The organism is Polynucleobacter sp. 78F-HAINBA (assembly GCF_018882325.1).
Lineage (GTDB): Bacteria > Pseudomonadota > Gammaproteobacteria > Burkholderiales > Burkholderiaceae > Polynucleobacter.
The window spans coordinates 210,717-224,312 of the sequence record NZ_JACVOQ010000002.1 but is presented as its reverse complement, the minus strand read 5'-3'; the positions used below and the strand labels follow the sequence as shown (position 1 = coordinate 224,312).

General features: G+C 47.9%; 11 protein-coding genes, 1 tRNA gene and 1 riboswitch. Of the genes, 3 read left to right on the top strand and 9 right to left on the bottom strand.

Annotated elements, in window-relative coordinates:
• Nucleotides 1-25: 25 nt before the first annotated feature.
• The 8 genes from thiS to ICN11_RS03175 form a co-directional block, all read right to left on the bottom strand.
• Nucleotides 26-223 carry a sulfur carrier protein ThiS gene (gene thiS / locus ICN11_RS03210; RefSeq protein WP_216229114.1) on the bottom strand — a complete coding sequence of 66 codons (198 nt, stop codon included), beginning with the start codon at nucleotides 221-223 and terminating at the stop codon, nucleotides 26-28.
• A complete protein-coding gene (locus tag ICN11_RS03205) occupies nucleotides 214-1,365 on the bottom strand; it encodes an FAD-dependent oxidoreductase (RefSeq protein WP_370623589.1) in 1,152 nt (383 codons plus the stop codon). Before ICN11_RS03205 ends, thiS begins: the two co-directional genes overlap by 10 nt.
• Nucleotides 1,366-3,303, bottom strand: coding sequence for a phosphomethylpyrimidine synthase ThiC (gene thiC / locus ICN11_RS03200; RefSeq protein WP_255539867.1), 1,938 nt, complete (start codon nucleotides 3,301-3,303; stop codon nucleotides 1,366-1,368).
• A 40-nt stretch (nucleotides 3,304-3,343) separates the two neighbouring features.
• Nucleotides 3,344-3,451: riboswitch (TPP riboswitch) on the bottom strand.
• A gap of 85 nt (nucleotides 3,452-3,536) precedes the next feature.
• The gene (locus tag ICN11_RS03195; protein ID WP_216229113.1) at nucleotides 3,537-4,376 is read right to left on the bottom strand and encodes an NUDIX hydrolase family protein; all 840 of its coding nucleotides are present in this window, start codon (nucleotides 4,374-4,376) and stop codon (nucleotides 3,537-3,539) included.
• A 210-nt stretch (nucleotides 4,377-4,586) separates the two neighbouring features.
• A tRNA-Arg gene (locus ICN11_RS03190) sits at nucleotides 4,587-4,661 on the bottom strand.
• A 61-nt stretch (nucleotides 4,662-4,722) separates the two neighbouring features.
• On the bottom strand, nucleotides 4,723-4,863 hold the full coding sequence (locus ICN11_RS03185; RefSeq protein ID WP_216229112.1) for a hypothetical protein: 141 nt from the start codon (nucleotides 4,861-4,863) through the stop codon (nucleotides 4,723-4,725).
• A 6-nt stretch (nucleotides 4,864-4,869) separates the two neighbouring features.
• Complete coding sequence (locus ICN11_RS03180; RefSeq protein ID WP_216229111.1) at nucleotides 4,870-6,102, bottom strand: MFS transporter; 1,233 nt, start codon at nucleotides 6,100-6,102, stop codon at nucleotides 4,870-4,872.
• Between the two features lie 4 nt (nucleotides 6,103-6,106).
• A complete protein-coding gene (locus tag ICN11_RS03175; protein WP_216229110.1) occupies nucleotides 6,107-7,327 on the bottom strand; it encodes a CaiB/BaiF CoA-transferase family protein in 1,221 nt (406 codons plus the stop codon).
• A 78-nt stretch (nucleotides 7,328-7,405) separates the two neighbouring features.
• On the opposite strand from ICN11_RS03175, the gene ICN11_RS03170 reads away from it, so the two are divergent.
• Entirely contained in the window at nucleotides 7,406-9,394 is a 1,989-nt protein-coding gene (locus tag ICN11_RS03170; protein ID WP_216229109.1) for a DNA topoisomerase IV subunit B, read from the top strand.
• Nucleotides 9,395-9,468: 74 nt separating this feature from the next.
• On the top strand, nucleotides 9,469-11,841 hold the full coding sequence (gene parC / locus ICN11_RS03165) for a DNA topoisomerase IV subunit A (RefSeq protein ID WP_216863140.1): 2,373 nt from the start codon (nucleotides 9,469-9,471) through the stop codon (nucleotides 11,839-11,841).
• 67 nt (nucleotides 11,842-11,908) lie between these two features.
• On the opposite strand, the gene ICN11_RS03160 is transcribed toward parC, so the two are convergent.
• Nucleotides 11,909-12,868: an XdhC family protein gene (locus ICN11_RS03160; protein ID WP_216229108.1), complete on the bottom strand. Its 960-nt coding sequence runs from the start codon at nucleotides 12,866-12,868 to the stop codon at nucleotides 11,909-11,911.
• Between the two features lie 77 nt (nucleotides 12,869-12,945).
• Between ICN11_RS03160 and ICN11_RS03155 the strand changes: the two genes are divergently transcribed.
• The gene (locus ICN11_RS03155) at nucleotides 12,946-13,596 is read left to right on the top strand and encodes an NTP transferase domain-containing protein (RefSeq protein WP_216229107.1); all 651 of its coding nucleotides are present in this window, start codon (nucleotides 12,946-12,948) and stop codon (nucleotides 13,594-13,596) included.

The following is a 13,596-nucleotide window of genomic DNA, read 5'->3' as shown; positions in this document are numbered from 1 at the left end:
TTAATTTTATTAATTCGTAGATGAGTTAGCCGCCAGTAACCGGTGCAATGACTTCCATTTCATCGCCTTCACGCAAAACTTCTTCCGCGTGCCTGGTCTTGGGAACGAATTCATAATTGATGGCAACAGCAAAAGGTGGTTTTGCATCAATGAGTAAAAGAACATCATCAATCGTGCTGTTATCCGGAACTTCTTGAGGAACTTGGTTGACCATTATGCGCATGCGCTGAGCTCCTGATGGGTTGAACCTGTGACCTCTAATCCCAATGCAGTTGCGGTCGAACTAGATCCTGAGCTCAACACTTCTAATGCGCAATCTAAGATGGCTGGAGAGATCATGAAGCCATGGCGATAGAGGCCATTGATCATCATAAGGTCGGCCTGGTTGGATTTTTGATCAACAGAAATCTCAGGCAAGTTATCTTTGAGTGTTGGGCGGCATTGTGTAGCCATCTCTAAAATGCGTGCTTCGGCAAAACCACTATGCACGGTATAAACCGCACTAAGTAATTCCATGGCGGAGCGCACGCTCATTGGAGATAAATCCTCAGACTCAATTTCTGTAGCACCAACAACATAGACATCATCTTCTTTTGGAGCGATATAAATTGGGTAGCGTGGATGAATCAGGCGAGTAGGGCGACGCAGTTTGACCTCTGGTGCATGCAAGCGAATGACTTCACCACGCACGCCACGTAAATCTTTAGCTGTATCACCAAGCTGTTTCCAAGAATCCTTTGCTCCCAAGCCACGACAATCAATCACCCAATCAAAACCATGCGATTTACTACGGAGCTCTTCAGGATCGACTGATTGATTCCAATGACAAGGCACCTTCATTAAAGTGAGCTCAACTAACAAAGCTTCCAGTAACTGGCGGTTATCTAGTTGGCCTTCATTCGGAAGGTAGAGACCTTGGGTAAAGCGATCAGCAACCCCCGGCTCGATTTCCGCGAGAGATTGAGTATCCAAATGAATTGGTTTGGAAAGCGCCTGATTTCGATCGCAATTTCTTTCAAGATGGGAGGCAAAACGTTCTGCATCACTGGCATCTTGACGATGCCATAAGATCAAAGTGCCATCTTGTTGAAAGTAAACCGGCTTAGCTAGTTCATCGATGAGTTGCTTCCAACGCGGTAAGCTATGAACACCCATCCGCACAACGTTATCTTCCGTAATGGCAGATTCCGCTAGTGGCGCAAGCATTGCAGCAGCAATACGTGCAGCCGCATTAGCGGCATCTGAGCCGCCTTTCTCAAACAGCTCAACTTGAGCACCGCGTTTAGCAAGCGCAACCGCTAGCAACCGACCCATAAGGCCGGCGCCAACGATGGCATATTTGCCGTTTGAGAATGCCTTAGTCACTTACTGATAAATCTCGCTACCGCGCTTACGAAACTCTGCTGACATCTCTTCCATGCCCTTTTGTGGATCGGTAGAGACTTCGGCAGTAATCGGAATCACTTTTGCTTTGGGATTGCCATCAGCATCCAATGTAGCTGCGTAATCACGGACCTCTTGAGTGATCTTCATAGAGCAGAACTTCGGTCCACACATTGAGCAGAAGTGGGCAATCTTGGCGCCTTCAGCAGGCAATGTAGCGTCGTGATACTCACGAGCACGCTCAGGATCTAAGCCAAGATTAAATTGATCTTCCCAGCGGAACTCAAAACGCGCTTTTGATAAAGCGTTATCGCGAACTTGAGCGCCAGGTAAACCTTTAGCTAAGTCTGCGCCATGGGCTGCAATCTTGTACGTGATGATGCCGGTACGGACATCCTCTTTATCCGGCAAACCTAAATGCTCTTTTGGCGTGACATAGCAAAGCATCGCTGTACCGTACCAACCAATTTGCGCAGCACCAATACCGCTAGTGATGTGATCATATCCAGGGGCAATATCGGTGATCAATGGTCCAAGGGTATAGAAGGGTGCTTCTAGGCAGTGCTTTAATTCTTCGGTCATGTTTTCTTCAATGCGCTGCATTGGAACGTGACCAGGACCTTCAATCATCACTTGAACATCATGCTTCCATGCTTTGGCAGTCAATTCACCAAGGGTATGAAGTTCGCCGAACTGCGCGGCATCGTTCGAGTCAGCAATGCAGCCTGGACGTAAACCATCACCCAAGCTAAATGACACGTCATAGGCTTTCATGATCTCGCAGATCTCATCAAACTTCGTATAGAGGAAGTTTTCTTTATGGTGAGCTAGGCACCACTTAGCCATGATGGAGCCACCACGAGAAACAATGCCGGTAATACGATCAGCAGTGAGTGGAACATAGCGTAGTAGTACGCCAGCATGAATAGTGAAGTAATCCACACCTTGCTCAGCTTGCTCTACCAAGGTATCGCGGAACATTTCCCAAGTGAGGTCTTCTGCAATACCACCAGTCTTATCGAGCGCCTGGTAGATTGGAACCGTACCAATTGGAACTGGTGAGTTACGAATAATCCACTCACGCGTTTCATGAATATGTTTACCTGTAGACAGATCCATGATGGTGTCTGCACCCCAACGAATGGACCACACCATTTTCTCTACTTCTTCATTGATGGAAGAGGTCACGGCAGAGTTACCGAGGTTGCCGTTAATCTTCACGCGGAAGTTACGACCAATAATCATTGGCTCCAGCTCAGGGTGATTGATGTTCGCAGGAATGATCGCGCGACCAGCGGCAATTTCTGAACGTACAAATTCACCAGTAACAATGTCAGGCAAATTGGCGCCGTAGCTCTTTCCAGGATGCTGCTTGAGTAGTTGTTTGTATTCAGGATTCTTGCGCAATTGCTCAAGGCCCATAGACTCACGCAAAGCAACGTATTCCATTTCAGGAGTCACGATGCCTTTACGGGCGTAATACATTTGGCTCACGTTTTGGCCAGCGCGTGCAACGCGAGGAGGATTAATGTGGGCAAAACGCAGATTCTGGGTAGCCGCATCTTGTGAGCGAGCAACGCCGTACTCAGAGCTCGGTCCAGCTAATTGCACCGTATCGCCACGTTCTTCAATCCAGTTTTTGCGCAATAAAGGTAAACCTTTTTCAAGGTTGATCACAATGTCGGGATCGCTATAAGGACCCGAGGTGTCATAAACCGGTACAGGTGGATTGGGAACCATCTCTTCGCCTACGCGAGTTGATAGTTGCTCAATCATTCGGATAGGAGCTTTGATATCTGGACGCGAACCTTCTAAATAGGTTTTAGTCGAAGCGGGATAGGCAAATTTTTGGCCAAAGTCTCGCTCCAAGCTTTTAAGGCTAGGAATTTCTTGTTTAGATTTATTGTTGGTATCACTCATGTCCATCTCCTGACTGTAATTAGATGGACGAAACCGGGTGACGGTCTGATGGAAAACTCCCCACGCCAGCATTACCTGGATCGGGTTATAGGGTCTTTCTCAGCGCCTCACAGTAAAAATCACCATCAGGGCACCCCTGTTTCATCCTTAGAGCTAATTTAACCACGAATTCAGACCAAGTTGGGTGACCAAAATCAAGTTGCAAAGGGTGCTTCAGTCTAGGGTGGTGAAATCTAGCCAGCTTTGGTATTCCGCAAAATGAAATCCGCCGTCACAAAAGCGGCATCGCTAGTGAATTCATCGGCCAGAATGCGCGCTGCAGCCTCTGAAATCGAGATTTCAATAAAACCACTGACTTCACCATCGTGGTTGGTAGGTGCAAAGTTGTCCGCTAATTCCAGGTCATAAATATAGAGCTGTTCATCATGAAAACCTCTCCCCGGAATGGGGCGGCGCATATGAATACGACCCACTGGCTCAATTTGGTCAGAAATCTGCGGTGGAACGCCAGCTTCTTCCCATAATTCTCGGCGGGCATTAACCCAGGGGGTTTCATCGGCCCCAATACCGCCAGCAGCAAGGTTATCTAGTCGACCTGGGTCAGTAGCCTTGGTTTCACTGCGACGTCCAAGCCAGAGATTGCCGGCCTTGGTATAGCCATTAATGTGGGTTGCCATGCTCTGAAAGCCAAAAGTACGGAAGGCAGAGCGCTCTAAACGGAAGTATTCATGCCCATTTTGGTCAATCCAAGCGAAATCCTCATGTCGCCAGCCCGGAATAAAGCCGCCTTGCTGCATCCGATCGGCTAATTTCGCCAGACTCTCGGAGAGTGCCACAGGTCTTGCTTGGCGAATAGTCAGCCGATCGTGACCTATTTCTACATGGGATATTGGGTTTTTGGCCAAGGATTCTTGCAAATACGGGATGAAGTCCGGATTGAGGTGCCCAATGACCTGCCCAGAGGAGGCGCCACCCAGAAAATGGATAGGTAAAAAATCCTGAGGGGCAGACCTCGCCGTATTTTGGAGCATCTCCTCAAGGGCGGCAATCGTGCTGGTGGTGAGCTTGTGCATGCCCTAAGTGTAAGAGAAATTAAAAAAACTAAAAAAGTAGTCTAAAAATCTATAAACAAATTTCAATTGTCAACAGATCTTTACTTATATTTTTGTCAGAGGCGGATGCTCATAATTTAAGCAAGCTAGGTCACTCTATACAAATCTGCGACTTACGAAAACTTTTAGGTATTTATCCACAATCCCTGTGGATAAGTTTTTATTTGGGAGTGGTCCCGCCGACAGGAATCGAACCTGTATCCCACGCTTAGGAGGCATGTGCACTATCCATTGTGCTACGGCGAGAATTAAAAAATAAAAAACTTTTTTTTAAAAAGATGTTGGGGCGTGAAACATTATCCACTGATTACCAGCCACACATCGCCCATACTGAATTGGTGATGGCAACCATCATGTCAGGTGCAAAGTAGGCTAAAAAAATCATTCCCAAAATAATGATTGCAAGTGGATATAGGAGCCATTGCGTGAAACGGTGTTTTGCTTGCATATCGTCTTAAGCAAGCGCAGCACGATGAATCGCACGCTCTTTTACAGGCAAGTTGACCAAGAACGCAAACACGCCCAATGCAATCGCAATATTCCAGACAATCAAATAGGAGCCAGTGCGATCAAATAAGTAGCCACCAAAATAAGCGCCACAGAAGCTGCCCAATTGATGCGAGAAAAATACCAAGCCAGAAAGCATGGTGAGGTATTTAACGCCAAAGATCTGCGCCACGATCGCATTGGTTAATGGGATGGTGGATAGCCATAGGAAGCCCATGATGGCAGCAAAGATGTAGGTAGAGGTTGGGCTGAGTGGCAGCCAAACAAAAGCCATAATGGCAAAAGATCTGAGGATATAGATGCCAGATAGTAGGTAGCGCTTAGGAAAGCGTTGGCCTAGTATTCCGGCGCTATAGGTGCCAAAAATATTGAATAAGCCAATCAATGCCAGTGCAGTTGTTGCTACTGCTGGTGCACCAACATCGGGATAGATCTTAGATAGATCTTTGAGGTAGGGTGCCAAATGCACTGCGATAAACACCACCTGAAATCCACACACAAAATAACCCAAAGTGAGCAATCGAAAACTAGGATTGCCAACAGCTTCTTTTAGCGCTTGTTTAATTGTTTGATCACTCGCTTGCTGCGAATTGTTTAAATTAGGTTCACGCAACATAAACGCAATCGGAATCATCAGGCTGGCCATCAGTGCCAGCATGAGTAGCGCATCGTTAGCACCAAAGCTACTAAGTAGTCCTTGCTCAACCGGAATCATGAGGAACTGCCCAAACGATCCAGCGGCTGCTGCAATACCCATTGCCCACACCCGTTTTTCTGCAGCAACATTACGACCTAAGATGCCGTAGACCACGCTATAGGTTGTTGCAGTTTGTGCAAGACCAATCAGCAATCCACCAGCTAATGAAAAGTTCAAAGCATCGGTGGAGATTGCCATGCCGGCTAAACCAAGCGCATAGAGCGCACCACCAGCCACCATAATTTTGAGAGCGCCATAACGATCAGCTAATGCTCCGGTGATCGGTTGAACTGCACCCCAAATTAAATTCTGTAAGGCAATGGTAAGAGCGAAAGTTTCACGACCCCAGCCATTGGCTGAAGTGATGGGTAAGTTGAAGAGGCCAAAACCATGGCGTATGCCCATGGAGAAGGTCACCATCAGCCCGCCAAAAATCAACACTTGTTTAAGCGATAACTTTTGGCTTGTATGGCTCGATGACATTGGGTTAAATAATGCCTTTTTCTTGAAGAGCGGCGATAGCTTGTGGGTCTAGGCTTAGGCGCTCCTTCAAAATCTCATTCGTATGCTGACCCAGGGTCGGGGGAGCCATGCGCACCTCAACTGGGGTTTCAGACAGTCGCATTGGGCTGCCAACGAGTTTCATATTGCCGGCAGTAGGGTGCGGAACGTCAATTTGGACCCCTCGAGCCTTAACTTGCTCGTTATCAAACACTTCCTCGAAGTTATTGATGGGGCCACAGGGTACGTTTGCTGCCTCTAAAAGGCTGATCCATTCAGCCTTGGTTTTACGACGAGTCATCACTTCTAGTAATGAAATCAATGACTTACGATTCTCAACTCGCAGAGGATTGTTAACATAGAGAGGGTTCTCGGCCAAATGGGCCTCGCCACCCGCAGTAACAAAGTGCTTGAATTGGCCATCATTACCGACGGCCACAATCATCCAGCCATCTGAGGTTGGGAAGGTTTGATAAGGGACGATGATGGGTGAGGCATTGCCCCAGCGACGAGGGACTTTATCGGAACACAAGTAGGCGCTGGAAACATTGGCCATGACCGCAATTTGGGTATCTAGGAGAGCCATATCGATGTATTGGCCTTGGCCGGTCTGATCGCGATGGACTACAGCCGCTAAGATGGCCGTGCTGGCATACATGCCGGTAAAGATGTCCGCTATTGCCACGCCTGCTTTTTGTGGGCTGGCTCCTGGAAAATCATCCGCCTCACCGGTCACGCTCATAAAACCACCCATGCCCTGGATGATGAAGTCGTAACCCGGGCGATGCGCATAGGGGCCATTTTGACCAAAACCGGTAATAGAGCAGTAAATTAGGTCAGATTTGACCTTTTTGAGGCTTTCATAATCCAGGGCGTACTTGGCTAGATCGCCAACCTTATAGTTTTCGATGACTACATCAGACTCTTTAGCGAGCTGGCGAATGATTTCTTGACCCTCAGGCTTACTGATATCGACCGTAATAGAGCGTTTATTGCGATTAATACAGATGAAATAGGCTGTTTCTGCGGTGTCATGGCCTTCAGCATCCTTCACAAAGGGAGGGCCCCAATGGCGGGTATCGTCCCCAACGCCTGGGCGCTCCACTTTAATGACGTCTGCACCGAGATCGGCGAGGTTTTGTGCGCACCACGGGCCGGCAAGCACACGGCTGAGGTCTAAAACGCGAATATGACTTAAGGCTCCCATCCGCTAATTTTGGCATGAATAGAGGGGTAATTCAGGAAAATTCGGGTTTTGCTTTGCACATGACTACAATTTGCCCGCATGGCTACCCGTAAAACATCCGAATACAGCGAATCATCGATTCAGGTCCTAAAGGGACTCGAACCCGTCCGTCAGCGGCCGGGAATGTACACCCGCACCGACAACCCTTTGCACATCATTCAAGAGGTGCTTGATAACGCTTCCGACGAAGCTCTAGGTGGGTTTGGTAAGCAAATCATCGTGACATTGCATACCGATAGCAGTGTCAGCATTGAGGATGACGGTCGTGGAATTCCGGTTGGAATGCATCCGACTGAGAAGTTACCCGTTGTAGAAATCGTCTTTACTCAGCTCCATGCTGGCGGTAAGTTCGAAAAAGGTACTGGTGGTGCTTATGCGTTCTCCGGTGGTTTGCACGGAGTTGGTGTTTCGGTAACCAATGCCTTATCCAAGAGACTAGAAGTGACTGTATGGCGTGAAGGCCAGGTGTCTACTTTGACTTTTGCTGATGGCAAGGTTATCGAAAAGCTTAAAACTAGCGCTGCTGGTAAAGAAGATAAATCGCACGGGACGCGCGTCCGTGCATGGCCTGATGGCAAGTACTTTGATAGTGCTGCGATCCCAATGCCAGAACTCATTCGTCTATTGCGCTCTAAGGCAGTGCTATTGCCAGGCGTCAAAGTCACCCTGATTCAAGAGAAGTCTGGTGAGAGTCAAACTTGGCAATATGCCCAAGGATTGCGCGGCTATTTAAATGAAGCGATGGCTCAAGCGGGCCATGGTGCAGAAGTAATTCCTCCATTTGAAGGTGAGCAATACGCTACAGGCAATGGTGATGACGACTCCTTTGCTGAAGGCGAGGGCGCGGCATGGGTTGTTACTTGGACTGAAGACGGCGCACCGGTGCGTGAGAGTTATGTGAATTTGATTCCGACTCCAGCAGGCGGAACGCATGAGAGCGGATTACGAGAAGGTCTCTTTAATGCCGTTAAAGGTTTTATCGAGATGCATGCTCTACAGCCTAAAGGTGTGAAGCTTATGCCCGAGGACGTGTTTGCACGCGCCTCCTTCATTTTGTCTGCCAAGGTTTTGGATCCACAGTTCCAAGGTCAAATTAAAGAGCGCTTGAATTCCAGAGACGCAGTGCGCTTGGTCTCTGGTTACGCTAAATCTGCTCTTGAGCTTTGGCTTAACGAGCATGTGGATTACGGCCGTAAATTAGCTGACTTGGTAATCAAGCAAGCTCAAGCACGAACCCGTGCAGGCCAAAAAGTCGAAAAGAAAAAATCTTCCGGTGTAGCGGTGCTACCTGGAAAGCTGACCGATTGCGAGAGCGAAGATATTGGCCTGAATGAAATCTTCCTCGTGGAGGGTGATTCAGCGGGCGGCTCAGCCAAGATGGGTCGTAATAAAGAATATCAAGCGATTCTGCCTTTGCGCGGTAAGGTTCTTAATACCTGGGAAGCAGAGCGCGATCGCTTGTTTGCGAATAACGAAGTTCATGACATTGCAGTTGCGATTGGTGTTGATCCGCATGGTGCTAATGACACGCCTGATTTATCAAACTTGCGTTACGGCAAAGTATGTATCTTGTCTGATGCGGACGTTGATGGCGCACACATTCAAGTATTGCTACTAACCTTGTTCTACAAGCATTTCCCTAAGTTAATTGAATTAGGGCACATTCATATTTCAAGACCGCCATTGTTTAGAGTGGATGCGCCAGCACGTGGCAAAAAGCCAGCGCAAAAAATCTACGCACTGGATGCAAATGAACTCCAAGCAATTGAAGATAAATTGCGCAAAGATGGCGTTAAGGAAACTGCATGGCAAATTTCTCGATTTAAGGGCTTGGGCGAGATGAGTGCTGAGCAATTGTGGGACACCACTTTGAATCCAGATACGCGTCGCCTCTTGCCGGTGACCTTGGGTACTTGGACAGAAGATGAAACGATTAAAACAATGGATATGTTGATGGGTAAATCCGAATCCGGGGCGCGTCGTGATTGGTTAGAAGAGCGCGGTAACGAAGTAGAGGCGGATATCTAATGGCGATTAAAAAAACTCCGGGCGGTAGTGGTTCAGACGATCAAGCAGATTTGTTTGCTGGTGAACCCATTGAAATGAATATTGTTGAAGTGGATGAGCCCATTGCTGTCCAAGCAGGTGGCCCTAAAGATCCGCATGATCCCAAAATTGTTGAACTCAATGAGGATGACAAAGACAGCCTAACGCTGGCAGTCTATGCAGAGCGTGCTTATCTTGATTACGCAATTAGCGTAGTTAAAGGCCGAGCTTTGCCGGATGTATCGGATGGTCAAAAGCCGGTTCAACGCCGTATTCTGTTCTCGATGAGTGAGATGGGTTTGCGCGCTGATGCTAAGCCGGTGAAGAGCGCTCGCGTTGTGGGTGATGTACTGGGTAAGTTTCATCCGCACGGCGACCAATCTGCTTATGACGCATTAGTACGTCTTGCCCAAAGCTTTTCATTACGTTACCCATTGATTGATGGTCAAGGTAACTTCGGCTCACGTGATGGTGATGGTGCAGCGGCCATGCGTTACACCGAGGCGCGTTTAACCAAAATTGCTGGTCTTTTGCTGAGTGAAATTGATGAAGGTACGGTAGATTTTGCGCCGAACTACGACGGATCTTTCCAAGAGCCTAAGTTGTTGCCAGCACGCTTGCCATTTGTTCTTCTGAATGGCGCATCTGGTATTGCGGTGGGTATGGCGACGGAGATTCCTTCACATAACTTACGTGAAGTAGCTAGCGCAGCGATTGCTTTGATGAAGTCTCCAAAAATGAGCACTTCAGAGTTGTTAGAGATCATGCCTGGCCCTGACTATCCAGGTGGCGGTCAAATTATTTCTTCTCCAGCAGAGATTGCGCAGATTTACGAAGCAGGTCGCGGCAGTCTTAAAGTGCGTGCCCGTTGGTCTGTCGAGGAATTGGCTCGCGGACAGTGGCAAATTGTGGTCAATGAGTTGCCACCATCCACTTCATCACAACGCGTACTGCAAGAGATTGAAGAGATCACCAATCCGAAGGTCAAGGTTGGTAAGAAGACCTTAACCCCCGAGCAGAACAATCTCAAATCGACTATTTTGAATGTGCTTGACGGTGTCCGTGATGAGTCGAGCAAAGATGCGGCTGTGCGCTTGGTATTTGAGCCTAAGAGCAAAAATATTGATGTCAATGAGTTTGCGAACTTATTGCTCGCCCACACCTCACTAGAGTCCAATGCGCCAATGAATTTGGTGATGATTGGTACGGATGGTCGTCCACGTCAAAAAGGTCTCAAAGAGATTATTTCCGAGTGGATCTCCTTCCGGGTTGGCACTGTTACACGTCGTACTCAGCACCGCTTAGGCAAGGTAAACGACCGTATGCATATTTTGGAAGGACGCTTAATCGTTCTTCTAAACATTGATAAGGTGATTAAGATCATTCGCAATAGCGATGAGCCTAAAGCTGACCTGATTAAAGAATTCAAGCTTAGCGATCGCCAAGCAGAAGATATCTTGGATATCCGTTTGCGTCAGTTGGCTCGCCTTGAGGGTATCAAGATTGAACAAGAGTTGAAAGAACTCAAGTCTGAGCGTGATGATCTTGAAGGTTTATTACAGAGCGATACCGTTCTCCGTAAACGCATCATCAAAGAAATTGAATCCGATATGAAGGATTTTGGTGATGATCGCCGTACCTTAATTCAGGAAGATAAGCGTGCTGTTGCTGAAACTAAAGTATTGGATGAGCCAGTAACGGTCATCGTATCTCAAAAAGGCTGGGTGCGTGTACGCCAAGGTCATGAGCACGATGCAACCCAGTTTGGCTTTAAGGCAGGCGACGCTCTTTATGGCACATTTGAGTGTCGGACCGTTGATGTGATGCAAGGTTTTGGCAGTGATGGCCGCGTCTATACCGTACCGGTTAGTGAGTTGCCTGGTGCCCGTGGGGATGGTTCGCCTTTGACTAGCTTTGTGAACTTAGCTGCTGGTTCACAAATGGTGGCTTACTATGCCGGCCAACCAGATGATTTAGTACTCATTTCTACTAGATCGGGTAACGGCTTCCTTGCAAACGTTGCGGATATGACTACCCGTAACAAAGCTGGTAAATCTTTCGTTGGTATCGATAGCAAGTTCCCAGGTGGTGATGCGCCTCTTGGAGCGGCTAAAGTGACCGCTGGCATGAAGCAAGTAGCCTGCTTATCAGAAAGCTCTAAGTTATTGGTATTCCCGCTGGATGAACTCAAGCGCTTACCTACCGGCGGTAAGGGCGTCATTCTGATGGGCTTAGATGATAAAGAGAAGTTGGCGTCTGCAATTGCCGTTGGTCCTGATGGCGCTACGTATTCTGGTGCCGGACGAGCAGGTAAGCCTACAGAATTAAGCCTTGATGCGAAAACCTTGAAATCGTTTGCGGGTAATCGCGCGCGTAAGGGTCATTTCGTAGAGCCAAGACTGAAGGATGGAAAGCTCAAGGCAAACTAAGCAGCAAGCCTAGCTTGGTAGAAGTTCAACAACCCGGTCCTTGGTTGACCGGGTTTTTTATTTCCCCTTATAACTTTTTGGGAATTGGTACGCCGTACTTCACGGCAATCACTTCAGCCAATATTGATACAGCAATTTCAGGTGGCGTCAAAGCGCCGATAAAGAGACCAACAGGTCCGTGAAGACGCTCTACCTGTTCTTGTGTCACATCAAACTCTAATAAGCGGGCTTTACGTTTCTGGGTATTGATTCTGCTGCCCAATGCGCCAACATAAAAAGCGGGGGACTTTAATGCCTCCATCAGCGCCATGTCATCGAGCTTGGGATCATGCGTTAAGGCAACTACAGCTGTATGGGAGTCAACGCCAATTTCTAGCAATACATCATCTGGCATGCCCTTGATAAATTGAATATGCTCGCGATTGATGCCTTCTGCATACTCTTCACGAGGGTCAATGACGATGACTTCAAAGTCAGATGCGAGTGCAAAGTCGGCTGTATACAGCGATAGTTGCCCCGCGCCAATAATGACCATGCGCCAACGAGGACCATAAGTGGTTTTCATTAATCGCTCATCGCAAATAAATGCCTCATTACGGTTGCCAGCTTCTAGTTTGGATTTACCGGTCACCAGATCCACTGTGCGGGAGGCAATTTGGTGGTTGGAGATGGAATTCAGAATGGCTTCCAGAATTGCTAATTCTGGTTTTGGTTCGACAAGTAAGCGCAACGTTCCGCCACAAGGCAAACCAAAGCGCGCGGCCTCTTGTTGACTAACCCCGTAGACGACCATCTCTGGCAAGTCTCTAGTTAAGATTTCAGTTTGAACTCGGCGAATTAAATCGTCCTCAACACACCCACCGGATACCGACCCAGCAACTTGCCCATCACCTCGAATAGCCAGCCAAGAGCCGATAGGTCTTGGGGCAGAACCCCAGGTTTGAACCACTGTGGCGATGGCAACAGGATGACCTGCCTTGAGCCAGTCAACAGCGGCTTTTAATACGCTTAAATCAGTGCTGTTCATTTCTTGTCTCTAATTTCTTATATTTAATTTTTTTGTATTTATTATTTTTTTCTGGCAATGTAATTATTATCACCTTAATGACAAGTTCTAGCCTATCCACACAAGCCTCACATTTACGCCTTGCTGTGCTCTTGCTAGCGGCGGGAGAGGGTAGTCGCTTGGGGACACATCCCAAAGCCTTGCTCCGTAAGGACGGTCAGACCCTATTAAGACTATTTTCAAGTGCAATTCAAGAATTTGCCCCAACTGAATACATCGTAGTGACTGGCTTTCATGCCGGAGCGATTGAGTCAGAGATCGAGATGATCAATAGCTCCCTCACACATTCAATCGAAGTCATTCGGAATCCCGCTCCAGAAAGAGGTCAAGCCTCCTCTGTTCGCCTGGGCCTCGAATCCCTTAAAGGAGGGTTTGATGTCTTGTTGGTTGCTCTCTCAGATCAACCTGAGATAGGGGCAAGAGAAGTGCAAGAACTGCTTAATTCATTTCTCAACCGGGAGATCGGCGAGGAAATCATTCTCCCAATAGTGGAAGGTAGGCGCGGTAATCCTGTGCTCTTTTCACGAAAAGCGTTATTAGACGTCCTTGCAACTCCTGGGATGGTTTGTCGGGAATATATGGATGCTCATCCTGACAAAGTAAGGACTATGCCCACCAGCAATCAGGCATTTGCGATGGATGTTGACACGCCGGAAGACATCCAACAACACAAATTAAGCCTAACTTAG